21 protein-coding genes and 1 pseudogene are annotated in these 23,843 nt (G+C 65.3%); 10 read left to right on the top strand and 12 right to left on the bottom strand.

Annotation, left to right across the window (positions count from 1 at the left end):
- The first annotated feature begins 109 nt into the window (after window positions 1–109).
- The gene (locus tag K359_RS53740; RefSeq protein ID WP_063618974.1) at window positions 110–1,444 is read left to right on the top strand and encodes an MFS transporter; all 1,335 of its coding nucleotides are present in this window, start codon (window positions 110–112) and stop codon (window positions 1,442–1,444) included.
- A 45-nt stretch (window positions 1,445–1,489) separates the two neighbouring features.
- On the opposite strand, the gene tsaA is transcribed toward K359_RS53740, so the two are convergent.
- The 5 genes from tsaA to K359_RS0133895 form a co-directional block, all read right to left on the bottom strand.
- Entirely contained in the window at window positions 1,490–1,981 is a 492-nt protein-coding gene (tsaA, locus tag K359_RS0133915; protein WP_029083299.1) for a tRNA (N6-threonylcarbamoyladenosine(37)-N6)-methyltransferase TrmO, read from the bottom strand.
- Window positions 1,982–1,984: 3 nt separating this feature from the next.
- A complete protein-coding gene (locus K359_RS0133910) occupies window positions 1,985–2,965 on the bottom strand; it encodes a tripartite tricarboxylate transporter substrate binding protein (protein WP_029083298.1) in 981 nt (326 codons plus the stop codon).
- Between the two features lie 59 nt (window positions 2,966–3,024).
- Entirely contained in the window at window positions 3,025–3,369 is a 345-nt protein-coding gene (locus tag K359_RS0133905; RefSeq protein ID WP_029083297.1) for an AzlD domain-containing protein, read from the bottom strand.
- Window positions 3,366–4,118, bottom strand: coding sequence for an AzlC family ABC transporter permease (locus K359_RS0133900; protein WP_029083296.1), 753 nt, complete (start codon window positions 4,116–4,118; stop codon window positions 3,366–3,368). Before K359_RS0133900 ends, K359_RS0133905 begins: the two co-directional genes overlap by 4 nt.
- Before the next feature lie 273 nt (window positions 4,119–4,391).
- On the bottom strand, window positions 4,392–5,441 hold the full coding sequence (locus tag K359_RS0133895; RefSeq protein WP_029083295.1) for a lytic transglycosylase domain-containing protein: 1,050 nt from the start codon (window positions 5,439–5,441) through the stop codon (window positions 4,392–4,394).
- A 121-nt stretch (window positions 5,442–5,562) separates the two neighbouring features.
- Here K359_RS0133895 and K359_RS0133890 point away from each other — a divergent pair, with 121 nt between their 5' ends.
- Window positions 5,563–6,492 (top strand): glycine/sarcosine/betaine reductase selenoprotein B family protein, encoded by a 930-nt coding sequence (locus tag K359_RS0133890; RefSeq protein ID WP_029083294.1) that lies wholly within the window; start codon window positions 5,563–5,565, stop codon window positions 6,490–6,492.
- Between the two features lie 163 nt (window positions 6,493–6,655).
- Here the strand turns inward: K359_RS0133890 and K359_RS0133885 are convergent, their stop codons facing one another.
- Window positions 6,656–7,660: a bile acid:sodium symporter family protein gene (locus tag K359_RS0133885; protein WP_035977593.1), complete on the bottom strand. Its 1,005-nt coding sequence runs from the start codon at window positions 7,658–7,660 to the stop codon at window positions 6,656–6,658.
- A 104-nt stretch (window positions 7,661–7,764) separates the two neighbouring features.
- Between K359_RS0133885 and K359_RS0133880 the strand changes: the two genes are divergently transcribed.
- A complete protein-coding gene (locus K359_RS0133880; RefSeq protein ID WP_029083292.1) occupies window positions 7,765–8,616 on the top strand; it encodes a LysR family transcriptional regulator in 852 nt (283 codons plus the stop codon).
- A 219-nt stretch (window positions 8,617–8,835) separates the two neighbouring features.
- Here K359_RS0133880 and K359_RS0133875 read toward each other — a convergent pair whose 3' ends face one another.
- Window positions 8,836–9,891, bottom strand: a complete 1,056-nt coding sequence (locus tag K359_RS0133875; RefSeq protein ID WP_029083291.1) for a phenylacetaldoxime dehydratase family protein — start codon at window positions 9,889–9,891, stop codon at window positions 8,836–8,838.
- A gap of 32 nt (window positions 9,892–9,923) precedes the next feature.
- The gene (locus K359_RS0133870; RefSeq protein WP_029083290.1) at window positions 9,924–10,934 is read right to left on the bottom strand and encodes a carbon-nitrogen hydrolase family protein; all 1,011 of its coding nucleotides are present in this window, start codon (window positions 10,932–10,934) and stop codon (window positions 9,924–9,926) included.
- A 206-nt stretch (window positions 10,935–11,140) separates the two neighbouring features.
- Here K359_RS0133870 and K359_RS66315 point away from each other — a divergent pair.
- From K359_RS66315 to K359_RS53730, 4 genes and pseudogenes are all read left to right on the top strand, one after another.
- Window positions 11,141–11,652 (top strand): annotated as a pseudogene (locus tag K359_RS66315) (AraC family transcriptional regulator); the annotation flags it as partial.
- Window positions 11,653–11,709: 57 nt separating this feature from the next.
- Entirely contained in the window at window positions 11,710–12,096 is a 387-nt protein-coding gene (locus K359_RS66310) for a helix-turn-helix domain-containing protein (RefSeq protein ID WP_371261217.1), read from the top strand.
- Window positions 12,097–12,245: 149 nt separating this feature from the next.
- Window positions 12,246–12,599 carry a PilZ domain-containing protein gene (locus K359_RS0133860; protein ID WP_029083289.1) on the top strand — a complete coding sequence of 118 codons (354 nt, stop codon included), beginning with the start codon at window positions 12,246–12,248 and terminating at the stop codon, window positions 12,597–12,599.
- Window positions 12,600–12,730: 131 nt separating this feature from the next.
- Window positions 12,731–14,152 (top strand): MFS transporter, encoded by a 1,422-nt coding sequence (locus tag K359_RS53730; RefSeq protein WP_051346557.1) that lies wholly within the window; start codon window positions 12,731–12,733, stop codon window positions 14,150–14,152.
- 77 nt (window positions 14,153–14,229) lie between these two features.
- On the opposite strand, the gene clpA is transcribed toward K359_RS53730, so the two are convergent.
- Together clpA and clpS are read right to left on the bottom strand one after the other, a co-directional pair.
- Complete coding sequence (gene clpA, locus K359_RS0133850) at window positions 14,230–16,638, bottom strand: ATP-dependent Clp protease ATP-binding subunit ClpA (RefSeq protein ID WP_029083288.1); 2,409 nt, start codon at window positions 16,636–16,638, stop codon at window positions 14,230–14,232.
- A 258-nt stretch (window positions 16,639–16,896) separates the two neighbouring features.
- The gene (clpS, locus tag K359_RS0133845) at window positions 16,897–17,229 is read right to left on the bottom strand and encodes an ATP-dependent Clp protease adapter ClpS (RefSeq protein ID WP_029083287.1); all 333 of its coding nucleotides are present in this window, start codon (window positions 17,227–17,229) and stop codon (window positions 16,897–16,899) included.
- A gap of 499 nt (window positions 17,230–17,728) precedes the next feature.
- Between clpS and K359_RS0133840 the strand changes: the two genes are divergently transcribed.
- A complete protein-coding gene (locus tag K359_RS0133840) occupies window positions 17,729–19,615 on the top strand; it encodes a pilus assembly protein (protein WP_029083286.1) in 1,887 nt (628 codons plus the stop codon).
- A gap of 73 nt (window positions 19,616–19,688) precedes the next feature.
- On the opposite strand, the gene K359_RS0133835 is transcribed toward K359_RS0133840, so the two are convergent.
- Window positions 19,689–20,027, bottom strand: a complete 339-nt coding sequence (locus K359_RS0133835) for a phasin family protein (protein WP_029083285.1) — start codon at window positions 20,025–20,027, stop codon at window positions 19,689–19,691.
- Window positions 20,028–20,451: 424 nt separating this feature from the next.
- Here K359_RS0133835 and K359_RS0133830 point away from each other — a divergent pair, with 424 nt between their 5' ends.
- The gene (locus K359_RS0133830; RefSeq protein WP_029083284.1) at window positions 20,452–22,242 is read left to right on the top strand and encodes a D-alanyl-D-alanine carboxypeptidase; all 1,791 of its coding nucleotides are present in this window, start codon (window positions 20,452–20,454) and stop codon (window positions 22,240–22,242) included.
- A gap of 343 nt (window positions 22,243–22,585) precedes the next feature.
- Here the strand turns inward: K359_RS0133830 and K359_RS0133825 are convergent, their stop codons facing one another.
- A complete protein-coding gene (locus tag K359_RS0133825) occupies window positions 22,586–23,305 on the bottom strand; it encodes a DnaJ domain-containing protein (protein ID WP_029083283.1) in 720 nt (239 codons plus the stop codon).
- 129 nt (window positions 23,306–23,434) lie between these two features.
- On the opposite strand from K359_RS0133825, the gene K359_RS0133820 reads away from it, so the two are divergent.
- Window positions 23,435–23,842 carry a DUF302 domain-containing protein gene (locus K359_RS0133820; protein ID WP_029083282.1) on the top strand — a complete coding sequence of 136 codons (408 nt, stop codon included), beginning with the start codon at window positions 23,435–23,437 and terminating at the stop codon, window positions 23,840–23,842.
- The last annotated feature ends 1 nt before the right edge of the window (window position 23,843 follow it).

Here is a 23,843-nt window from a genome sequence, read left to right as displayed (position 1 = left end):
GGGAGGCGGCCCGTATTCGGTCGATCGTTTGAGCGGCAGTGGAAATTAGGTCTCGCGCAGGCCGTCAAGGGAGGTCCAGGTGTTAGAGAGAAGAAAGAAAATAAATCTGATGTTCGCGAGCGCCGTCGGAACCACGCTCGAGTGGTACGATTTCTTTATCTTCGCCGCATGCTCCGTCCTGGTTTTCGACAAACAGTTTTTTGCGGCAAGTGATCCATTCCTGGCCACCCTGCTGGCGCTCGGCACATTCGCCGTCGGCTTTATTGCCCGTCCGCTGGGCGGCATTGTGTTTGGCGTTGTAGGTGATCGCATCGGGCGCAAGCGCCTGCTCGTTGCCAGCCTGATCGCCATGGGCGCGGGCACTTTCGTGATCGGTCTGCTGCCGACGTACGCGAGCATCGGCGTGGCCGCACCTATGCTTTTGGTCGCGCTTCGCATCGTGCAGGGTGTCGCGGTCGGCGGCGAAGCGACGGGTGCAATCCTCATCGTTGCGGAAACGATGCCTGCCGCACAGCGCGCCTTCTGGACCAGTTTCACAATGTTGGCCGGTCCGGCGGCCAATGTCATCGCAGCGAGCGCTATTGGCACTGTTCAGCTGATCTACGGCAACGACGCCTTCGTCGCGTGGGCCTGGCGAATTCCGTTCTTCCTGTCGGGGTTGCTAGTGCTTCTGGGATTCTGGACGCGCAGACAGGTGGAAGAGTCTTCAGCGTTTCTCCAGTTGGCCGCTCGCCCGGACAAGGTGGCGCATGCGCCGCTGCGTGAGGCGTTCACTCATCACTTCAGGGAGATGGCTCAGACGTTCTGCGTCAAGGCAGCGGAAAATACGCTGCTGTATCTCTTCTCGACCTTTCTCCTGCTGATGGCGACCAAATTCCTGGGCTTCTCGCGAGGTCAAGCTCTCAATGCCTTGCTCTGGGGCTCGGCGCTAGAAGTGTTCGTGATCCTGCTAGCGGCGCAGCTTTCCGACAAAGTTGGACGGCGCCCGATCATTCTCGTGGGCCTCGTCAGCAGCATCGCATCTGGCTTTGGCCTGTTCACCCTCGCTCCCGGGAGCAGCTACGTCCAGCTTCAGGTCGGCGTTGCTCTATGCCTTGCTTCCCATGGGGTCATTCTCGGTGCGATGGGTGCGTACCTGTCGGAACTGTTCCCAACGTCGGTTCGCTACACCGGTCTGTCCACGAGCTATCAGCTCGCCTCTGTCCTGGGTGGCTCCATCGCCCCGATCGTCGGAACCGTGTTGCTGGAAAAAACCGGAGCAAACTTGTCGGTCGCTTTCTATGCAGCCGCGATTGCATGCCCCGCGCTCATCTGGGTTTATCTCGCGCCGGAGACCAGGGCGCGCGAGTTCTCTTCCGACAAGGCCGGCCCGCACCTGGACCGGTATCCGCAAGCGATCACCGAGCAGCCGACATCGCAAACGCAAGAGCGCGTGCCCAACTGATGCCACCAAGCAAGATCTCTCAAAGAGAGAGCTATGAACGTCAATTCACTCCGTCTCGAAATCCCCCGGCTGCGGCGGGGCGAGCGGGGTGAACTCGCAGCGGTCGGGCTTGACGTCGATCAGGGGCGTCTCGTCGAGGCAGTCGAGCCCGCGCACCAGGATGACGTTGCCCTCGACGCCGACCAGCTTGACGATCGAGGTGCCGATCGGGTTCGGCCGCACCGGTGAGCGCAGCGAGAAGGTGCCGCGGGTGTTGCCGTTGTTCTTCGGGCTTTGCAGCACGATGTCGCGGCGCGACTGGTGCAGCCAGTACAGCACTTCGAGATTGCTGTAGAAATCGACGCCCTTGATCGCGGCAACCCAGGGCTCAAAGATCTCCAGCCGGCACACCGGGCCGTCATGCCGCCCCTGCCGCGGCGTCGCCAGCCGCGAGGTCCAGGGCGTGCGGATACGGCCGATGAAGACCAGGCCGGCATCGCGCGCCGCCGGCATGTCGACGGCGACCTCGCCCTGGCGCAATTCCATTTCACGTACCATGTGTCAGTCCAACGATATGTTCAGCGCCTTGACCACGCCCGCCCATCGCGCGCGATCCGCACCTACGTATTTGTCGATCTCGGCCTGGCTCTTCGGGCGCAGCGGCGGGAAACCGATCTTGACCAGCGAAGCGCGAAACGCCTCGTCGTTCAAGGCCCGGTCGAGGCTGGCCTTGATCTTGTCGGCGATCTCGTCAGGCACTTTCGACGGCGCTGCGATACCATACCAGACGCTGACCGCATAATCGGGATAGCCGCTCTCGGCAATCGTGGGCAGATCGGGCAAGTCGGAGATCCGCTCGGTCGAGCTAACGCCGAGCGCGTGCAGCATGCCGGATTTGACCGGCGGCAGCGCGGTGCCGAGCGTGTCGAACATCAGCTGGATATTGCCGGACAGCAGATCGGTCAGCGCCGGCCCGGCGCCCTTGTAGGGCACGTGGGTCATCTCGACGCCAGCCATCTGCTTGAACATCTCGCCGGCGAGATGAACCGTGCCGCCGGTGCCGGCCGATCCGAAATTGAGCTTTCCGGGATTCTTTTTGGCGTAGGCGACGAACTCGGCGATCGTCGTTGCCGGCACCGAGGGATGCACCTCCATGATCATCGGCGCGTCGGTGATCACCGCCAGCAGCCGAAAATCCCTGGTCGGTTCGTAAGGCAGCTTTTTGTAAAGCAGCGGATTGAGCACGAAGATCGAGGCTGCCGTCACGAACAGCGTGTAGCCGTCGGGATCGGAGCGCGCCACGGCTTCGGCGCCGATCGCGCCCTGCGCGCCGGCCTTGTTCTCGACCACGACCACCTGCTTGAGATCGCGCCCGAGATACTCACCGACGATACGGCCGAGCACGTCGGTCGGTCCGCCCGCGGCATAAGGCACCACCAACTTGATCGGACGCGCCGGATAATCGGCGGCAGGCGCCGGCAGCGCCGCCACCAGCACGGCGGCCAGAGCAACCATGAATGCCGATGATGCGCGCCGCTGCATGCCGTTTCCCCCGTTGTTGTTGTTGGGGACGAGAGTAGCGGATAATGCGTGCGCCGCAATCAGCCGAGCCAGTATTTGCCCGCCAGCATCACGATTTCACCCGCGATCACGCCGGCGAAGATCGATTTTCTCGTCAGCATGAACACCGCAAAGCCCGCTGCGACGGCGCCGTAGCGCAGCCAGTCCGGAACGCTGGCGAGCGCGCCCGGCGGCTGCACCACGATCTGCGCGATGATCCCGGCAAGGATCGCGGTGGCGACTGCCCTCACCCAGACCAGCAGCTCGGAATTCTCGTCGATGCCGCCGCCGAACCACAGGCCGAGCATGCGCCAGATCTGGTTGGGGATGACGCCGGCAACGAACAGGATCGCCAGCGCGTGCCAGTCGCCGATGAAGCCCGTCATGCGCGCGCCCTCACGCTGCCTGCCCTCGCCCGGTGCACGCCATAGGCGATGGTGCCTGCGACGACGCCGCTGACCAGGATGTCGACGCCGCTGTTCAACATCGCCGCCAGCGGGAACAGCAACAGCCCGAGCACCAGCGCGATGACGTCGGCGAGCTCGCGGCAGTTGCGCGCGGTCGAGAACAGGAAGGCGAGCGGCGTCAGCATCAGCATGCCGGCGGCCAATAGCGGCGTGAGGTTGGCGGCGAGCGTGTAGCCGATCGTGTTGGCGATCAGGCAAACGGTCACCAGCCCGCAGCCGAGCCCGTGGATGAAGGCGATCCGCCTGATACGCGGCACCTGCGGCAGGAAGCGGAAGCACTCGACCCACAGCGTCACCGCCGTCAGATGCGCCACCAGGATCAGATGCCGCCGCTTGGTGTCCTCGGTGCGCATCATCGGCAGCACCGACACCACCATCGGAAACAGCCTGATCGCGCTGACGGTGACCGCGATCGCCGACTGCAGCACGGTGGCGCCGGAGCCGAGCGTCGTGATCACGATGATCTGCGCGGGCCCCGCCCAGACGAACGCCGTGCTCGCCAGGGTCCAGCCCAGCGAGAAACCGGAATCATGCGCCAGCGCGCCGATGCCGAGATAGGTCGCAAACAGCACCAGGGTCAGCACCGTCGCGCCGATCGACCGCGCGCCCCACAGGAAAGCGCGGAACGAGGTCTGCCATTGCGGAGAATCGAGCGGAGGAAGCGCCACGGGATACCGGATGGTTTTGCAATGGCGGCGGCTTAGGGCGCGATGCTCAAGCGGTCAAGCGAATGGCTGCACAGATCCGGTATGCAGTAGCCCGGATAACCTCTGTCCGTCATTCCGGGGCGATGCGCCAGCATCGAACCCGGAATCTCGAGATTCCCCGGTGCGCAATTGCGCACCTGAGGTTCACGCTTCGCGTGCCCCGGAATGACGATGATGCGAAGCGCAATTCGAGATATCCGGATTTCGCTTCGTCCGGGCTACGGGACTTAGACATCACGCCCTGTTCTTCAGCACGAAGCACGCGCCGCCCGCCTTGCGGATGCGGCTGCAGAGGCCGTCGGCCTCGGGGCGCGTATCGGCGCCGATGCGCACCTGGTAGAAGGTGGCGCTGCCACGGGTCCGCAGCCGCGAGCTCAAGAGGCTCGGATCCTGATCGCCGATCACGCTCGACAGCCGCTTGATGGCCCGGGCATACATCGCAAGTGCCTTGTCGCGGCTGAAGCCGGCGGCGAGCTGCACGCCCCACAGCTTGGCGGCCGACAGCGTGACGTGCTGCTCGAGCCCGGCCACGAACGGATTGGGCGCGCGCTTCAACAGCGCCATCAGCTGGCGGCAGCTCGTGGTCGGCGCGCGCGCCGGCATCTTGCCGCTGCGGCCGGCGGCGGCCCAATCGTCGACGCTGGAGCCGGTGATCGCGGAGACATAGTTGCGCGTCTCCTGCGGCATGTAGCCCGAGCCGGCGAGCCAGTCCTGGATCCGGCGCGGGCCGGCATTGTAGGCGGCCGCCGCAAGGCCGAGATTGCCGAACTGGTTGCGCAGCTCGCTCAGGAATTCGGCCGACTTCGGCAGCGCCTGTACCGGATCGAGCGGATCGAGCAGTCCGCGCTCGTTGGCGGTGCCCGGCATGAACTGCGCGATGCCCTGCGCGCGCTGGCCGTTGCGGGTGACGGGCCCCACCGCATCGGCCTGGAAGCGGCTCTCCTGCCAGATCACGCGGGCGAAGAATTCGAGCGGCAAATCGTTGGCCCGCGCCGCCGACTCGATCATCAGGCACATCGCCTCGCGGGTGTCGCTCTCGCGCGCGTCATCTGCGGGCTTGTCGGCCGCGGGCGTGTCCGCTGGAGGTGCCGCAGGTTTGTCGGCCTGCGTCCCCGGAGGCGTCGCAGGCTGCTCCGCTGGCAGAGCCGCGGGAGTCTCGGCAGGCGTGGCCGGCTTGTCCGCCGGCGGCGATGCGGGCTGCTCGGGGCCTGGCGGCGTCGCCGGGGCTGCGGCAGGCGCGTCCTCCGCGCCGGCGCCGACCGGCGGCAGCAGCGTCAGAAGCATGACCAATGCGGCGCAAAGACCCGTTCGCATCGCAAATCTGTTCCCGCGCAACGCGGCTTGACACCGCAGTCTCGTGGTCTAGCTATGGACCGAAATGATGGCGCGCAAAAGGGAGCGCAAAATGGCCGCAGCCTCCGACGATCAAACAGGCTTTGCCCCCGACGACGACGCCCCGATCGGCTACATGAAGCGAACCCGCGATTATTACGCGGCGATCGGCTACACCACCCCCTACCGCTGGGCGCATTACACCTCCGCCCCGTTCCAACCCCTGAACAAACCGCTGAGCCAGTCCCGCGTCGCCATCATCACAACGGCGGCACCGTTCGATCCCATCAGGGGCGACCAGGGTCCCGGCGCAAAATACAATGGCGGGGCAAAATTCTATTCGGTCTATGACGGCGACACGTCGCAGCCACACGATTTGCGGATTTCGCACGTCGCCTATGACCGCACCCACACCGCGGCGACCGACAGCGGCACCTGGTTCCCGCTGGCGCAGCTCAAGCGGCTCGCCGCGGCCGGCAAGATCGGCGAAGTCGCTCCGCGCTTCTTCGGGGCGCCGACCAATCGCAGCCACCGCGTGACCATCGAGACCGACGCGCCCGAAATCCTCAAACGCTGCCGTGACGACAAGGTCGACGTCGCGGTGTTGGTGCCGAACTGCCCGGTCTGCCACCAGACCGTCAGCCTGGTCGCGCGGCATCTCGAAGCGAACGGTATCCCGACCGTCGTGATGGGCTGCGCCAAGGATATCGTCGAGCACGCCGCGGTGCCGCGCTTCCTGTTCTCGGATTTCCCACTCGGCAACTCCGCCGGCAAGCCGCATGACGAGGCCTCGCAGGCGTTCACGATGGAGCTTGCGCTGCGCGTGCTGGAGCAGGCTCCCGGTCCGCAGACCACCGTGCAATCGCCGCTGCACTGGAGCGAGGACGCTTCGTGGAAGCGCGACTACAGCAACGCCGACGCACTGAGCGCCGAGGAGCTGGCGCGCCTGCGCCGCGAGTTCGACGCGCAGAAGGAGATCGCGAAAGGCCTGCGCGTCGCGTAGCACAAAGCTGAGCGTCGAAGGCCATCGCTTGCCAAGCTGACAGTGTCATCGCCCGGCTCGACCGGGCGATCCAGTATTCCAGAGACACTGGTCAGTGACGGAGAAGCCGCGGCGTACTGGGTCCCCCGGTCAAGCCGGGGGACGACACGCGAAGGCAAAATGCCTACGCGCGCACCGGGACGACATCATGTGACGTCCCTTGCTCGTTGCCCGCATAACGCCGCGCCAGCGCCGCGCAGGTCATCAGCTGGATCTGGTGGAACAGCATCAGCGGCAGCACGATCAGCCCGACCGACTGGCTGGCCAACAGCACGCTCGCCATCGGCAGTCCGCTTGCGAGGCTCTTCTTCGAGCCGCAGAACATGATGGCGATCCGGTCGGCGCGGGAGAAGCCGAGCAGCTGGCTGCCGAAATGGGTGATCAGCAGCACGGTTGCGAGCAGCAGTGCATCGAGGCCGAGCACGATGGCCATCTGGGTCGCATTGACCTGGTGCCAGATGCCGTGGCTGACGCCGTCGCTGAACGCGGTGTAGACGATCAGGAGGATCGAGCCGCGGTCGACCAGGCCGAGCATCGCATGATGCCGCTCGACCCAGCGGCCGATCAGCGGCCGCGACAATTGCCCCGCCACGAACGGCAGCAGCAGCTGCACCACGATGTCGAGCGCGGCATTGCCCGAGAACCCGCCATGGCTCGAGAGCAGCACGCCCGCCAGCAGCGGCGTCGCGACGATGCCGAGCAGATTGGAGGCGGTCGCCGAGCACAGCGCCGCCGACACATTGCCATGTGCGATCGAGGTGAAGGCGACCGACGACTGCACGGTCGACGGCAGGATGCAGATCAGGATCACGCCCGCCCACAGCGCCGGCGTCAGTAGATGCGGCGCCAGCGCATGCGCTGTGAGCCCGAGCAGCGGGAACAGCGCGAAGGTCGAGAGGAAGATCACGAGGTGCAGGCGCCAGTGCCGGGCGCCCACCAGCGCCTCCGACGTCGACAGGCGGGCGCCGTGGAGGAAGAACAGCAGCGCGATCGCAGCATCGGTGGCATAGCCGCCGATCACGGTGCCCTGCCCGTGCAGCGGCAGCAGCGTGGCGAGGCCAACCATGCCGACGATGGCGGCGATGTAGGGGTCGACGGGCACGAATGAGCGCAGGCGGGTGATGGTCATGGCGGCTCCCTTTCCTTGATGGGAAAGTGCGTCTTCGCAGGGCGATTGTGAACCGCTCTTACCGATGTTATTGTCATTACGTTATGTAATGACGGACCGCCGGCATGCTCGACCCGACCCAGCTCGAAACCTTCCTCACCGTGGTGCAGACGCAGAACTTCACCGAGGCCGGCCGCCGCCTCGGCCTGAAGCAATCGACGGTGAGCCAGCACATTCGCAAGCTCGAGGCCGCCGCCGGCCGGCGCCTGTTCGTGCGCGACACGCATTCGGTCGTCCTCACCGCCGACGGCGAGGCGATGACCGGCTTTGCGCGTCCGATCCTCGAGGCCAATGCGCGCGCCCGCGATTACTTCGCGGGGTCGCAAATACGCGGCAAGGTCCGGTTCGGCGCCGCGGAGGATTTTGCCAATTCGCGCCTGCCCGATCTGCTGCGTGACTTCGTCCGCCGCCATCCGCAGGTCGATCTCGAGCTGACGGTGGGCTTGAGCGCCGTGCTGTACCAGCAGCTTGACGCCGGCGAGCTCGATCTCGTGCTGGGCAAGCGGCGGCCCGGCGACGCGGCGGGGCAATTGGTGTGGCAGGACCGCCTGGTGTGGACCGCCGCGCCCGGCATGCGGCTTGATCCCGAGCAGCCGCTGCCCCTGATCCTCTACCCGCCGCCGAGCGTCAGCCGCAGCGTGGTGCTGGAAGCGATGGAGCGGTTCGGACGGCCCTGGCGCATCGTCTGCTCCAGCGGCAGCCTCAGCGGCCTTCGCGCCGCGGCGCTGGCCGGCCTCGGCATCACGCCGCAGGCGCAGGGCCTGATCCCCGACGGATTGGAAGCGATGCCGGCGTCAGGCCTGCCGCCGCTTGGCAGCGTCGAGTTCGTGGTCCGCACCGCGCGCCGGACCAAGCGCGGCCCGGCGGTCGAATTGGCGCAGGCCATCACCGCGCACGGCGGCCGGCTGCGGCCCTAACCACGGCGATGTCAGCTCGGATCGGTGCTGCGGCAGACTAGCTGCACCTCTCCCGCTTGCGGGGAAGGTCGGATCGCATCGTTAGATGCGATCCGGGCGGGGGCTCTCTCCACGATACGACTGGCGGAGAGAGCCCCCACCCTAGCCCTCCCCCGCAAGCGGGAGAGGGAACGCAGTTCCGATGTGGCCTGCGCTCGCTCTATCCGAGCATCTGCAGCGTCAGGCGGACGGCGCCGCCGCGAGTTGCACCGCGCCCAGCATGCCGGTTCGTTCGTGGCAGCCGAGATATTCGAAGAACTGCTCGTCGGCGGCGGCGACGGTGACCTCGTGATACAGCCTGAGCTTCGCGCTCGGCCCCAAGGTCGACAGATACTTCATCGCCGCGCCAAAGATCCTGACATGGGTCGGATGCGATTCCGCCCAGCGCTCCAGCGCCGCCAGCGACTTCCACCAGCTCTGGCCGTAGGATTTTTCGGTCAGCCGCCCCTCGGCGTCGACCACGCGCAAGTAGCGGTTGGCGTAGCAGCCGATCGGCACGCCCTCGTCGCGCAGGAAATCCATGCCCTCGCGCAGCACCGGCTCGACATCGTCGAGATACATCTTGCGTTCCGACGCTTCCGTGTCGCTCCAGTCCTGCCCGGAGCGGATCAGGCAGAGATTGTCATGCGCGACCACGCGGATGCGCGCGCCGTCGCGGATCACGCGCGGCTCGCCGTTCGGCGACATCGCGTCGGTTTGCGACAGCGGAATGCGGTCGCGCATGCCGCCCCAATAGGCGTGCTCCTGCACCTCGCCGCTCATGCCGTCGGCAAGAACGGCGACGCCCTCCGGGCGGCCGAGCGACGAGAACAGCGTCTCGTAGCGCGCAACATGCGGCCGCAGCACCTCGATGAAGCGGCCAACGCCGCCACCCGCCGCGCCGCCACCGGTCCAAGCCTCGCGCGCGCCGTCGAACCAGGCATCGAAACGCCCGGCATCGTCCCAATAGGCCACCGAGACGACATTGGTGAAGCCGGCCTGGTCGATATATTGCGCGCGATCCCAATGGGTCGGGCCGTTGTCCCCGGCAAAGCGTTTTGCGATTTGCGCCAGCGCCTCGGCCGCTGCGGCGGTCGGCTCGCCACGAAACTGCACGCCGAAATAGGCCATGATGACGCTTTTGACCGCGGGCTTGTGGCGCGCGACGAACGATGGATAAGGCGGCGCGTAGTCGTCGGGCACGCGACGATGACGGGACCGTTCTGCTTGCAGATGAGTGGGAATCGCGGATTCCATGGCAGTCGCCTCCGTTTGGATTTCCCGATGCTTCAGCTCGCGGCCGCGTCGATCTCCTCAAAACTGTCGAGCGGCAGCGCGAAATGTTCGACCCGCTTCGAGGGCTTCTTGTTCAGCAGCAGACGCGTCACGTCGGGGCGCGAATAATGCCCGGCCGGATCGGCGGCGTTCTTGGCGATCCCGATCGCGCCGAGATCGATATCGGCGAGCAGCAGGCCTTCCTGATCGGGCGGCAGTTTCTCGGCAATCGAGCTGCCGTCCGGCCCGTAGATCGCCGCGTGTCCACCGCCGACATGCAGCAGCCCGTGCTTGTCCTCGCGGTCGCACATCTCGTCGATCATCGCCTGCGAGACCGTGGCGCAGGGCGCCAGCACGAAGCAGGAGCCTTCGACCGCATAAACGCGCGAGGCCGCGTTGTTGACCTCCCAGCCGAGCGCCGGCGCGAACGGATCGTACAGCGAGAAGCTCGGCCAGGCCGCGACATGCACCTGCTCGTTCTGGGCGTACATCGCGTATTTCGACAGCGGCTGCAGGTGCTCCCAGCAGCACAGCGCGCCGAGCCGGCCGATGCCGGGGCGGTCATGCACCGCAAGGTCGCTGCCGTCGCCCTCGCCATAGACGGTGCGCTCGGCATGGGTCGGCCGCAGCTTGCGCCGCTTGGCGATGGTCTCGCCGTCGGGTCCGATCAGCCATTGTGCGAGGTAGAGGCTGCCGCCGTCGCGCTCGGACAGGCCGAGGACTGCGGTCATGCCGGCCTTCTTCACCGCCAGCCTCAGCTTCTCGGCCTGCGGGCTGTCATAGCTCAGCGAATTGTCGAAATAGCGCTGCACAAACCCGCGCCCGATCGCCCAGGCCGGCGAGTCCAGCCAGATGTACCAGGGATAGCCGGGGATGAAGGCCTCGGGGAACGCGATCAACTTTGCCCCTTTCGCGGCGGCCTCCTCGATCAGCGCGATGCTCTTCGCAACGGAGGCGTCAAGGTCGAGCCAGGCCGGTGCTGCCTGCACCACCGCAACGCGATATTTCGGATGTTCGATACCCATGATGTCCTCCTCGCGCCGGCCATTCCGGCCGGTTCGTACTTGATCGGCCCTATCAGCCTCTGACATCATGCTGCCCCGGGACCGGGAATGCCGTTCGACCAGGACGGAAGGAAAATTCGACTGCGGAGGCGATTCCCCAGCCGTCCCCGGTACGAAGCTTGCTTTGTTGGAGTGGTCAGCGTTTGCACTCGTGAAGGGAGGAAATCATGCCGGCCCTGTTCACCACGGACAACGCGCCCACGCATCGGCGCCTCGCGCTCTGGCGGGACATCGTCTGCGACGTGTTCGTGCAGCTCGACTGCAAGTCCGAGCTCGGCAGCGCCTTCCACGGCGCCATCACCAGCGCGCAACTCGGCGCGGCGAAATGCTCGGTCGTCTCGTCAGGCCAGCAGCGGGTGCTGCGCACCCCGTCGCGGATCGCGCGCGCCAGCGAGGACTTTGTCCTCGTCGCGCTCGGCCAGCGCGGCTGCGGCGCCGTGCTGCAGGACGGCCGCGAGACCGTGATCCAGCCGGGCGAGTCGCGTTCTACGACACCACGCGGCCCTATGAATTGCGCTTCGACGACGACTTCACCCAAACCATCTTCCAGGTGCCGCGCGCGATGCTGCACCGGCGCTTTGCCGGCACGCAGGGCCTCACCGCGACCACGTTCTCATCGGATCGTCCGGTGCAGCGGCTGGCCTGGCAGTTTATCTCGGGCCTCTCCGACGTCGCCGACAAGCTCGATCCGGACAGCGCGATCCGCCTCGCCGATCAGGCCGCCGACCTGCTCGCGATGGCGATAAGCGAACGGCTCGGCGGCGCGGCGCTACAGGCCTCGACGCACCGCTCGGCGCTGCTCTACCGGCTGAAGGCGCATGTGCTCGCGCACCTGCAAAACCCCGATCTCGGCCTCACCGAGACCGCCGCCGCGCTCGGCATCTCGCCGCGCTATGTCAACAGCCTGCTCGCCGACGAGGACACCTCGTTCCAGCGCTTCGTGCTGGCGCAGCGGCTGGAGCGCTGCAGGCGCGACCTCGCCTCGCCGGCGCACGCCCATCGCCATATCGGCGAGATCGCGTTCGCCTGGGGCTTTAACGATCTCTCGCATTTCGGCCGCGTGTTCCGCGACCATTACGGCCTGTCGCCGCGCGATTGGCGGCACAGCCGGCTGCCGAACTGACTTCCGGGTCCTTTGCGGCGCAAAATAGCCGGGAATCCGGACCTTCACACATGCAAACAATTTACACTAACTGCAACGGGTTCCGTTGGTACCCTTCTTTTCGCTTTGGCGGAGCGGTACATTCCTGCCGTTCATTTGGAGTATTTCCCATGCAGGACCGGCGCCAGAGCCCACGCGACAAGGTACTTTACGGTGCGGTTGCGGAGATCAATGAGCGCGGCTCGACGATGGATTGTGTCGTCCGCAACATCAGCGAAGGTGGCGCCTGCGTCGAATTCGGCGACGCCACGCGGCTGCCCGAAGAGATGAATCTGAGCATTGCGCGCAAGGGCCGCTCGTTCCTCGCGCGCCTGATCTGGCGCCAGGCCAACAAGGTCGGCCTCGCCTTCCGGATCATGACCTCGGACACGCCGGTCAGCGATCTCGACGAGCGGGTCCGCCGCAGCGAGATCAAGAAGCGGCAGCTGCAACGTCGCATCAAGGAGTTGCTCGGTCAGGGCTAAGGCGTCCACGCGCGGCTCGCCGGCCTCGTTTCGATCGCTGCCGGCGTCTGCCATTTCGGGGGTTGCAAAGGTCAGGCTAATCCAGCATCCGGTAAGCCCGCCGATGCTGGAACCGAGAGCAACTTCACGACATGTCGTCCGCGATCATTGAGCATCCCGACGGGCTGCCGCAGCCGCAGCGCAATTGGGCCATTCTCACGATCGCGCTCGGCCTCGTGATGGCCGTCGTCGACGGCTCGATCGCCAACGTGGCGCTGCCGACCATCGCCCGGGATCTCGACGCCAGCCCCGCATTCTCGATCTGGATCGTCAACGGCTACCAATTGGCGATCACGATCTCGCTGCTGCCGCTGGCCTCGCTCGGCGAGATCATCGGCTATCGCCGGGTCTATCTGGCGGGGCTCGTGCTGTTCACGCTGGCCTCGCTGTTCTGCGCGCTGTCGCACACGCTGCCGCTGCTGACGGTTGCCCGCATCCTGCAGGGATTTGGCGCCGCCGGAATCCTCAGCGTCAACACCGCGCTGGTCCGCTTTATCTATCCGCATTCGCTGCTCGGCCGCGGCATCGGCGTCAACGCGCTGGTCGTCGCGATCTCGGCCGCGGTCGGCCCGACCATCGCCTCGTTCATCCTGGCGATCGGGACCTGGCCCTATCTGTTCGCCATCAACGTCCCGCTCGGCATCATCACGCTGGCCCTGGGCTGGCGCTTTCTGCCGCATACCATGCCCGCCGTGCACGCCTTCGACTGGCAAAGCGCTGCGATGAGCGCCATCGCATTCGGATTTGGCATCAGCGCGATCGACAGCGCCGGCCATGGCGAGGCGCTGTATCTCTGCGCCCTGGAGTTCGCCATAGCCGCGGTCGCCTCGCATTTGCTGTACCGGCGGCAGCAGCATCTGCCCTCGCCGCTGCTGCCGGTCGACCTGTTGCGGATCCCGATCTTCGCGCTGTCGATCGGCACCTCGATCGCCTCGTTCTGCGGCCAGATGCTGGCCTTTGTCGCGATGCCCTTCTACCTCGAGAACCATTTCGGATATTCCGCGGTGCAGATCGGCCTCCTGATCACGCCCTGGCCGATCGCGGTCGCATTCGCCGCGCCGCTCGCCGGCTGGCTGGTCGAGCGCTATCCAGCCGGCCTGCTCGGCGGCATCGGCCTACTGCTGTTCGCATTGGGATTGGGCACGCTGGCATTCATGCCGGCCCACGCGACGCCGATCGACGTGATCTGGCGCATGGCGCTCGCCGGCGCCGGCTTCGGCCTGTTCCAGACCCCCAACAACCGCACCATGATCGCCGCCGCCCCGCGCGAGCGCTCGGGCGGCGCCAGCGGCATGCTCGGCACCGCGCGCCTGCTCGGACAGACCATCGGCGCCGCCCTGGTGGCGTTGCTGCTGGCGCGCTATCCGGCCGACGGCACAAGGCTCTCGCTCATGGTCGGCGTCGGCTTTGCGCTGGTCGGTGCAGTGCTCAGCACGCTGCGGCTGTCATCCGTCGGCAGCCGCGGCGCCGACCAAGTGCGAGTCCATGAGGGCCAGCGCCTAAAGGGCGAGTGACGCCGCGCGCCCTCCATCGCCGCGAACAAAAAGGCCGGCTGTTAGCCGGCCCTTTCATTTAATCGTTCGCTGGCGCCTCAGGCCTTGACCATCGGCCCCTTCGAGGCCGGCCCCTTGGTGCCGCCTCCGCCGCCGTTGTTGGGACCGCCCTTCGGCGGCTTGCGCTTGCGCGGCGGCAGATTTTCCGGCTTCGGCGTGACAGGGCCCTCGACATATTCGAAGCCGATCTTGTCCTTGTCGGTCGCCTCGTCCTTGACCAGGACGACGCGGACATGTCCGCCGCCCTTGAGCTGGCCGAACAGCACCTCATCCGCGAGGGGCTTCTTGATGTGCTCCTGGATGATGCGCGCCATCGGACGCGCGCCCATCTGCTCGTCATAGCCGTGCTCGATCAGCCATGCCTTGGCGGGCTCGGACAGCTCGATCGTGACGTCGCGGTCGGCGAGTTGCGCCTCGAGCTGCAGCACGAACTTCTCGACCACCATGCCGATCACGTCGGCATTGAGGTGCGCGAAGGAGACGATCGCATCCAGCCGGTTGCGGAATTCCGGCGCGAACTGGCGGTTGATCGCCTCGTGGTCGTCGCCTTCCCGCTTCGAGCGGGTGAAGCCGAAGGCCTGCCGCGCGAGGTCGGCCGCTCCCGCATTCGTGGTCATGATCAGGATCACGTTGCGGAAGTTGACCTGCTTGCCGTTGTGGTCGGTGAGCCGGCCATGGTCCATGATCTGCAGCAGCACGTTGTACAGATCCGGATGCGCCTTCTCGATCTCGTCGAGCAGCACCACGCAATGCGGATGCTGGTCGACGCCGTCGGTGAGCAGGCCGCCCTGGTCGAACCCGACATAGCCGGGAGGCGCGCCGATCAGGCGCGACACGGTGTGCCGCTCCATGTATTCGGACATGTCGAAACGCAACAGCTCGACGCCAAGCGAGGCTGCCAGCTGCTTTGCGACCTCGGTCTTGCCGACGCCGGTGGGGCCCGAGAACAGATACGAGCCGATCGGCTTTTCCGGCTCGCGCAGGCCGGCCCGCGACAGCTTGATCGACGCAGCCAGCGCCTCAATCGCCTTGTCCTGGCCGAACACCGTGCGCTTCAGCGTCTGCTCGAGATGCTTCAGCACCTCGGCATCGTCCTTCGACACGCTCTTCGGCGGGATCCGCGCCATGGTCGCGATCGTGGTCTCGATCTCCTTGATGCCGATCGTCTTCTTGCGCTTGCTCTCGGCGACCAGCATCTGCGCCGCGCCGGACTCGTCGATCACGTCGATCGCCTTGTCGGGCAGCTTGCGGTCGTGGATGTAGCGCGACGACAGCTGGACGGCCGCCTCGATCGCCTCATTGGTGTATTTCAGCCGATGGTAATCCTCGAAATAGGGTTTCAGGCCCTTGAGGATCGCGATCGCGTCTTCCACCGTCGGCTCGTTGACGTCGATCTTCTGGAAGCGCCGCACCAGCGCGCGGTCCTTCTCGAAGTGCTGACGGTATTCCTTGTAGGTGGTCGAGCCCATGCAGCGGATCGTGCCCGAGGCCAGCGCCGGCTTCAGCAGGTTGGACGCGTCCATCGCGCCGCCGGAGGTGGCGCCGGCGCCGATCACGGTGTGGATCTCGTCGATGAACAGGATGGCGTTCGGGTGCGCCTCCAGCTCTTTCAGGACCTGCTTGAGCCGCTCCTCGAAATCGCCGCGGTAGCGGGTGCCGGCCAGCAGCGTGCCCATGTCGAGCGAGAACACGGTCGCGGCCGCCAGCACTTCCGGCACATCGCTGTCGACGATGCGCTTGGCGAGGCCTTCGGCGATCGCCGTCTTGCCAACGCCGGCTTCGCCGACGAACAGCGGGTTGTTCTTCTGGCGGCGGCACAGCACCTGGATCGCACGGTTGATCTCGGCATTGCGGCCGATCACCGGATCGATCTTGCCGTCACGCGCCTTCTTGTTGAGGTTGACGCAATAGGTATCGAGCGCCTCGCCCTTTTTCTTGGCGTCCTCGTTGCCCTTGGTCTCGGTTTCCTCGTCGACGCCGCGCACCGGCCGCGCCTCGGAGACGCCGGGCCGCTTGGCGATGCCGTGGCTGATGTAGTTGACGGCGTCGTAGCGCGTCATGTCCTGCTCCTGCAGGAAGTACGCAGCATGGCTCTCGCGCTCGGCGAAGATCGCGATCAGCACATTGGCGCCGGTCACTTCCTCGCGACCGGACGACTGGACGTGAATCACCGCGCGCTGGATCACGCGCTGGAACCCGGCCGTCGGCTTCGCATCGTCGGCGCCGTCGGTCACCAGGTTCTCGAATTCGGTCTCGAGATAATTGACGAGGCTGGTCCTGAGCTTGTCGAGATCGACGCTGCAGGCCCGCATCACCGCCGCCGCATCCGAGTCATCGATCAGCGACAGCAGCAGATGTTCGAGCGTCGCGTATTGATGGTGACGCTCGTTCGCGATCGCCAATGCACGATGCAAGGATTGTTCAAGGCTTTGAGAAAAAGTAGGCATTCGCGTCCTCTATGGCCCCCGGCCATCATGATCGCCATTACCGGGTCAGGCAATAACAACCTTCGTGATCGCCATTGATATAGTTACGACGGATCGTGGCGAAAGACCGGCCCCAACACGATGGTTTTCCTCTAAATTGCAGGCACCGGAACGTCGCATGCGGTCCACGCCCGTGATCATACGGGACGCGCGGTTGCGTCATAAAACGCGATGCAAGACCCGTTCCGCGGCCCGCGGCGGGTCAATCGTTCCAGCGAACTACTTCTTTTCCATCACACATTGCAGTGGATGCTGATGCTTGCGCGCGAAGTCCATGACCTGCGTCACCTTGGTCTCGGCGATCTCATAGGTAAACACGCCGCACTCACCGATCCCGTGATGGTGAACATGCAGCATGATCTTGGTCGCCGCCTCGGCGTCCTTGTTGAAGAATCGTTCCAGCACGTGAACGACGAACTCCATCGGCGTGTAGTCGTCGTTCAGGATCAGGACACGATACAGGTTCGGGCGCTTGGTCTTCGGCTTGACCTTGGTGATGACCGAGGTCGACGGGCCGGTGCCCGCGCCGTTGCGGTTGTCGTCATTGCTCATTGTCGGCGCGTGCGCGGCGGCGACCGCCGGCATGGACGAAACCGGCTCGGAGATCAGGGCTGTAGACGTAAGTCGCAACATGGCTCAGGCGTTCGAATTCCCCAAGGGAAACCGGTTGGCGATTGGAAGGTGGTCGCGATGGCCGCAAGACGGATCGCGGAACCCCCAGCAATGCTTTCCAGATTGCCGCTTCCGGTTCGATCCGGCGGCCGGATCGACCTCCCGAATATGGGCCTCGCGACGCCCTGCCGCAAGCGCAGAACCGCAGCGGCCCACCGGTCCGATTCCCGGCGCGGCAACCCTCGGAAGGTTAATCATTTCTGCCTGATTTGACAAAGGACTCGGGCAGCCAATTTAGACGCCATTGAGGATAGCGAACGCTTTTGCCCCGATTTTGAGCCTTCCGCAGGGCCGGCTGCCGGGTTTCCCCAGCCCGATTCACCATCTGTTTAGCCGCGCGCGTAGAGATGGCCCAGCAATCCATTTTGACGAGAGCCCCATGCTTGGTTCAGCCATTTTCAATCGCTTCCGCTCGGCTGCCCGCCGGTTTTCCGGGGCAACTGACGGCAATGTCGCGGTGATCTTCACCCTCGCAATCCTGCCGCTGATCGCCTTCGTGGGTGCCGCGATCGACTACACCCGCGCCAACACCGCCCGCTCGTCGATGCAGGCAGCGCTCGATTCGACCGCACTGATGCTGTCCAAGGATCTGACCATGGGCAGCATCACGGCCGCCCAGATCCCGAGCAAGGCGCAGACCTATTTCGCCGGCCTTTATACCAACAAGGACGGCCAGGGCATTGCCGTCTCGGCGACCTATACGACCCCGACCGCCAGCACGGCGGCGACCATTCTGCTGAACGGATCCGGCTTCATCAAATCCGATTTCATGCAGCTTGCCGGTTTCCCGACCATGAATTTCAGCAGCTCGACGACCACCACCTGGGGCAACGTCAAGATGCGCGTCGCGCTCGCCCTCGACAACACGGGATCGATGAAGGACGACGGCAAGATTACCGCGCTGCGCAACGCGGTGGCCGCAACCGGCGGACTGATCGACCAGCTCAGCGCGCTGAGCAAGAGCAACGGCGACGTCTACATCTCCGTCATTCCGTTCGCCAAGGTCGTCAACGTCGGCACCAGCAATTCCGGCCAGAGCTGGATCGACTGGACCGACTGGCTCAATCCGCCGACCACGCAGCCCGCCAACGGCACCATGCAGGCAAGCCTGCCGATGAACTGGCATGCGGTCGGACCGGGTGCGAAATGCCCCTGGACCACCAGCAGCGGCGGCTTCAGCTGCGTCAAGAACCCGACCAGCACGTCGACCACGAACTACATCCCCTCGAGCGGGACCTATTCCGGCTACATCTGCCCGAGCGTCGATGCCAACTCGCACACGCGCTACAATGGCTGCTGGGTAAGCACACAGGTCGGCACCACCGCGCAGGTATTCTGCACGGGGTCGTCGTCCTGCGCCTGCCCAACGGATTCCACGGGCAACGCCGTCTCCGGCTGCAGTTGCGCGACCAGCGGCGGCGTCAAGTCGTGCTCCGGCTATATCTATACCCACAACTGGACGCAGCCAGGCCCCAACGACACGACCGACAATCTGGGCCAGCCCCGCGTCAGCGCCGTTGTCGGATGGACCAACAACAAATGGACCGCGACCACCCAGACACCCACCGTGCAGAACGACTGGCGGCAGGCGTCCACCAATCCGATCAGCAACTGGACGGGCTGCGTCGCCGACCGCACCCAGCCGAACGATGCGACCGGCGTGCTGCCGGCGTCGTCCGACGTCACCACGTTGTTCCCGGCCAACGAGTACTATGAGAACAGCACTTACTACTGCAACACCAGCGTTTCGACGCCGCTCGAGGCGATCATTCCGCTAAGCTACAGCTGGACTACGCTCAAGAATGCGGTCAACGCCATGCAGCCGACCGGCGGCACCAACCAGGCGGTCGGACTGGCCTGGGCCTGGCAGTCGCTGCTGGTGGGCGGTCCGCTGAACGCACCGGCGGAGGATTCCAATACGACCTACAACCGGGTCATCATTCTCTTGTCCGACGGTCTGAACACCGAGGACCGCTGGCCCGACTACGGCGACGGCAGCTCGCAGGCTTCCGGCAATCCGATCGACGCAAGGCAGGCGCTGATGTGCCAGAATCTGAAGGCCGCGACGGATAGCGGCGGCCGGCCGATGTACACCATCTACACAATCCAGGTGAACACCGGCACGCCCGCCGATCCGACCTCGACCGTCTTGCAGAACTGTGCGAGCAGCGCCGACAAATTCTACATGCTGACCAGCTCCACCCAGATCGTGACGGCGTTCAACTCGATCGGAACGGCGCTGAGCAAGCTGCGGCTGGCGAAGTAACCGCCCGCTTCACGCACAACAAAAAAGCCCGGCCGCAACGGCCGGGCTTTTCGTTTGTCTTTATCTGTGAGGCTTACTGAGCAGCCGGCGTGAACTTGGAGACCAGGCCCTCATAGGGCTTGAAGGTCTGCTTGGCGCAGTCGCTGTACAGGCCGGCGATCTTCTGCGATTCCGCGACGAAGGTCTCGTAGGACGAGCGCAGGTACTCGGTCTGCGCCTCGAGCGCCTTGTCCAGCGACTTCACGCCCGACAGCTTCTCGACGAACGACTTGGTGTCTTCAAAGGACTTCTTGGCATAGTCGCCATAGGCGGTGGCAATGGCCTGGACGCCGCTCTGCAGGTTATTCGCGGAGGCGGTAACCGACTCCATATGCTCTTTGCCGTAGCTCTGAATGTCTTCGATCTTGACCATGGATAGAATGTCCTTTTCCCAGACTTGAACGCGCAAATTCCCATGCCGGGAAGCTCCCGGCCCCCTGACGGCAATAGGAATATCGCATCGCACAATAAAGTCAACAAATATTGTGCAACGCACAATCAGACAGCCCGAATCTTCAGCATTTGCGCTAAACCCCGGGCAACTGCGCAACGGTTGCTTAATCTTTTGGAAACTCGGTCCGCCTAACCTGATTCCCGGGCTCTTGTTCGCCTTCCAACAGACGGCTCCGAAAGCTGTTTGTGAACAACACCTTAGCTAGAAGAGCGACCTGAGCGGCCACCGCGGCGAATGGGTTCTGCCCGAAGTGGTTGGTTGCGCAGGCAAGGATCGATGGCCGCCGGGCACAATTTCGCCTCACGAGCCAGTGATCTAGATAGAAATTGGGACGGGGAAGTAGATGCTTCGAACAACCTTGGCCTCCTCGCGGGCGCTGCGAGTTGGCGTTCTTGGGCTCGTTACCGTCACGACGGCGATCCTGATCACCAGTGATAGCGCGGAGGCGCGCCGGCACCGGCGCCACTACGCACGGCACCACAACAGCGAGCCCGCGCGCGAAAGCTACAGCCCGCAATTCGCGACGATCATTGTCGACGGCAACACCGGCTCGGTGCTGACATCAAACAGTCCCGATGGCCTGCGCCATCCCGCCTCGCTCACCAAGATCATGACGCTCTATCTGCTGTTCGAGCGCCTCGATTCCGGAAAGATGAAGCTCGACACCGAGATGCCGGTGTCGGAGCACGCCTCCGAACAGGACCCGACCAAGCTCGGCCTGCGGCCCGGCCAGACCATCAGGGTCGAAGACGCCATCAAGGGCCTGGTCACCCGTTCCGCCAATGACGCCGCAGTCGTGATCGCCGAGGCGATCGGCGGCAGCGAAGACGATTTCGCCCGCATGATGACCCGCAAGGCCCGCGCGCTCGGCATGAGCCGGACCACCTATCGCAACGCCTCGGGCCTGCCGAACGACGAGCAGATCACCACTGCGCGCGATCAGTCGACGCTCGGCCGCGCGATCCAGGACCGCTTCCCGCGCTACTATCGCTACTTCTCGACGACGGCTTTCAATTTCCGCGGCCACACCATCACCGGTCACAATCGCCTGCTCGGCAGCGTTGAGGGCGTCGACGGCATCAAGACCGGCTACACCCGCGCCTCCGGCTTCAACCTCGTGACCTCGATCCACCGCGGCAATCGCTTCCTGGTCGGCGTGGTGCTCGGCGGCCGCAGCGGCGGTTCCCGCGACGCCATCATGCGCAACCTGCTGGCCGAGAATATCGGCAAGGGTGCGACCACCCGCACGGCCGCCGCGATCACCGAACGCAATCCGGCCGACGCCAATGTCGAGGTCGCCGATGCGGACGATGCGCGCGCTTCGGCGGAGACCACGCCGGTCGCAGCGGCCGAGCCCGCCGCGCCTGCCCCGATGCCGGCGCCGCGCCCGGCCAAGCCCTCCCTGATGGCGGCCGCAGCCGCCGCCCTGCCGCCGCCCCCGGCAAAGCCGGAGCCACAGGCCAAGCCCGAGCCGGCGCCTCTGACCTCAGGCGTGATCCAGACCCAGCCGATCGCCGCGATCCCGGGCTCGGCTGAACCGATGAAGCCGGTCAAGGTGAAGACCGTCCAGGTCAAGGCCGGCCAGATCAAGCTCGCCGCTGCCGGCCCGGCGCAGGCCGCGCCCCCGATCACCAGCACGATCCTGTCGCGCGGCGAGATCCCCGAGACCTCCAATGCGATGATGGCGCGCGCCGCCGAGACCTCGAGACCGGAGATGCCGCCGCAGCCGGCCAATTTCGGCACCGGCAACGGCATCCTCGGCGTGCTGCCGGCTTCGGCCGTGCGTGCGCCCGCCCCGCCGGCGCCTCAGGCCGTGGCGTCGATCGAGCAGCCCACCCGCAGCCTGCAGGCCGCGCCGCAGACCAGCGCCGCCAAGCCGAGCGCCGCGCACACCGGCTGGATCATCCAGGTTGGTGCGCTGGAGACCGAGGGCGAGGCCAACAAGCGTATCGACCTCGCGCGCAGCTCGGCCCGCGGCCTGCTCAGCAAGGCGGATCCGTTCACCGAGGTCGTCGCCAAGGACAATCGCAAGCTTTACCGCGCCCGCTTTGCCGGTCTCGAGCGTGACCAGGCCGAAGCGGCTTGCAAGACGCTGAAGCGCGCCGAGATTTCCTGCATCACCGTTCGCAACTGATCGACGCCGAAGTTTCGGTTCTGATTGAATCAGAACCGAAACTCTCGCTTCTTTGTTTTGACGCGTTTTCTTCACGCGAACCGGTATCCATTTCGCTCGAAAACGCTTTTGACTGCTGATCTCAAAGGGCCGGCGCCAAAAGCGCCGGCCTTTTGCTTTGCATGCCGCCACAAGAAAAGCCGGGCCGTCAGCGCGCGGCGCAATCATGAAACTTCTCGTCAAGCTTTTACGGTTAAGTTTTCCCGAAAGAAGATCGGTCACGCCGGACAGCGGCGGGCCAGACAGGGCGTCGATCAGAGACGGAAGGCAGCTCTCGGCTGTGGCGTTGTTGGCGTAGCCGGAGTTAGAGATGCGTGCGAAGCAGAGTGTCCTTGGCCTCGTTCACACGGGCCGCGAGGTACGTCGAGCCCCCTTGGTCGGGATGGAGTTTCTTCATCAAGGTGCGGTGAGCCCGGCTGATGTCGTCACGCGACGCGCCCGGCTGCAGGCCAAGGATCTGATAGGCCTCCTCCTCGGTCATTTTGCCGCTCGCCGCCGCACGGCCCTGCCCCCCTGCCCGGTGGCCCTGCGCGTCCTGACGCCAGGCGGGAAAGCGGCGGTCCAGATAGCTTTCAAGTAGCGCGACGCTCTCGGCGTCGAAGCTCGGGACCATCGCCAGGAGCTGCGACAGGTCGAACTCGTCGAGCGTGCGGCCGGCCTGCGGTCCGGCCACGATCTGGCCGCTGAGCACACCGCTGCCGTGATCGAGGCTCATGTCGAGATATTGCGAGCGCACCCGCGAGCTCTGCCCCGCACTACGCGAACCACCGAACATGCCGCCGAAATTGGGGAAACCGGTGTTGCCGAACGGCGACCAGCCGAGCAGTCCGGCGCCGAAGATGCCGAGCGGAATCGCCACCGCCAATTCGCCCCGCACGCCGGTAAAGGCGGCAACGGCGAGCGCTAGCACCCCGCCTCCGATCTTGATCGCGCGCGCAAGCACGGCGGGATTGGCCGCACGAAACATCTGCAGCGCGGAATACAGGACGACAATTGCGACGACGCCGGCGATCAGGGTTGGCATGCGCAGAATATAGGCGGCCCGGCGACAAAAAGCATGCGAAGCTTCGTCTCACCGGAGCGTGAAGCGCAACCGCGTGGCGCCGGCCCCCGCCATTGAGTAGCTTGCGCCGACCGCACCGGAGGACAGTCGATGGCGATTGACGGACTGATCAGCCTTCGCAGCAATGTCGGGCCGAAGCAAACGGCCGATCGGCTCAAGTCCGAACTCGAGACGCTCGGGCTGACCCTGTTTGCGCAAATCGATCACGCCGCGGGCGCCGTCGGCGCCGGTCTCGCGCTCCGCCCCACCGAGCTCTTCGTGTTCGGCAATGCGAAGGGCGGCACCCCGCTGATGCAGGCCACACAAACGATCGGGATCGATCTGCCGCTCAAGGCGCTGGTCTGGCAGGACACCGGCGGCGACACCTGGCTCTCCTACAACGATCCGGCCTGGCTCGCCGAACGGCACGGCGTTGCGGAGACGACCCAGGCAGTGACCGCCGCCATGTCGGCGTTGCTCGGCGCAATTGCAAAGACCGTGACGTCAGGCGGGGCCTGAC

This window comes from Bradyrhizobium sp. th-b2, assembly GCF_000426785.1.
Lineage (GTDB): Bacteria > Pseudomonadota > Alphaproteobacteria > Rhizobiales > Xanthobacteraceae > Bradyrhizobium > Bradyrhizobium septentrionale.
This window is presented reverse-complemented; position numbering and strand designations above follow the sequence as displayed.

Excerpts from the sequence above, each read along its gene's own strand:
- K359_RS53740 (WP_063618974.1), top strand. The coding sequence starts at position 110 with ATGTTCGCGAGCGCCGTCGGAACCACGCTCGAGTGGTACGATTTCTTT.
- tsaA (WP_029083299.1), bottom strand. The coding sequence starts at position 1,981 with ATGGTACGTGAAATGGAATTGCGCCAGGGCGAGGTCGCCGTCGACATG.
- K359_RS0133910 (WP_029083298.1), bottom strand. The coding sequence starts at position 2,965 with ATGCAGCGGCGCGCATCATCGGCATTCATGGTTGCTCTGGCCGCCGTG.
- K359_RS0133905 (WP_029083297.1), bottom strand. The coding sequence starts at position 3,369 with ATGACGGGCTTCATCGGCGACTGGCACGCGCTGGCGATCCTGTTCGTT.
- K359_RS0133895 (WP_029083295.1), bottom strand. The coding sequence starts at position 5,441 with ATGCTTCTGACGCTGCTGCCGCCGGTCGGCGCCGGCGCGGAGGACGCG.
- K359_RS0133890 (WP_029083294.1), top strand. The coding sequence starts at position 5,563 with ATGGCCGCAGCCTCCGACGATCAAACAGGCTTTGCCCCCGACGACGAC.
- K359_RS0133885 (WP_035977593.1), bottom strand. The coding sequence starts at position 7,660 with ATGACCATCACCCGCCTGCGCTCATTCGTGCCCGTCGACCCCTACATC.
- K359_RS0133880 (WP_029083292.1), top strand. The coding sequence starts at position 7,765 with ATGCTCGACCCGACCCAGCTCGAAACCTTCCTCACCGTGGTGCAGACG.
- K359_RS0133875 (WP_029083291.1), bottom strand. The coding sequence starts at position 9,891 with ATGGAATCCGCGATTCCCACTCATCTGCAAGCAGAACGGTCCCGTCAT.
- K359_RS0133870 (WP_029083290.1), bottom strand. The coding sequence starts at position 10,934 with ATGGGTATCGAACATCCGAAATATCGCGTTGCGGTGGTGCAGGCAGCA.
- K359_RS66310 (WP_371261217.1), top strand. The coding sequence starts at position 11,710 with ATGGCGATAAGCGAACGGCTCGGCGGCGCGGCGCTACAGGCCTCGACG.
- K359_RS0133860 (WP_029083289.1), top strand. The coding sequence starts at position 12,246 with ATGCAGGACCGGCGCCAGAGCCCACGCGACAAGGTACTTTACGGTGCG.
- K359_RS53730 (WP_051346557.1), top strand. The coding sequence starts at position 12,731 with ATGTCGTCCGCGATCATTGAGCATCCCGACGGGCTGCCGCAGCCGCAG.
- clpA (WP_029083288.1), bottom strand. The coding sequence starts at position 16,638 with ATGCCTACTTTTTCTCAAAGCCTTGAACAATCCTTGCATCGTGCATTG.
- clpS (WP_029083287.1), bottom strand. The coding sequence starts at position 17,229 with ATGAGCAATGACGACAACCGCAACGGCGCGGGCACCGGCCCGTCGACC.
- K359_RS0133840 (WP_029083286.1), top strand. The coding sequence starts at position 17,729 with ATGCTTGGTTCAGCCATTTTCAATCGCTTCCGCTCGGCTGCCCGCCGG.
- K359_RS0133835 (WP_029083285.1), bottom strand. The coding sequence starts at position 20,027 with ATGGTCAAGATCGAAGACATTCAGAGCTACGGCAAAGAGCATATGGAG.
- K359_RS0133830 (WP_029083284.1), top strand. The coding sequence starts at position 20,452 with ATGCTTCGAACAACCTTGGCCTCCTCGCGGGCGCTGCGAGTTGGCGTT.
- K359_RS0133825 (WP_029083283.1), bottom strand. The coding sequence starts at position 23,305 with ATGCCAACCCTGATCGCCGGCGTCGTCGCAATTGTCGTCCTGTATTCC.
- K359_RS0133820 (WP_029083282.1), top strand. The coding sequence starts at position 23,435 with ATGGCGATTGACGGACTGATCAGCCTTCGCAGCAATGTCGGGCCGAAG.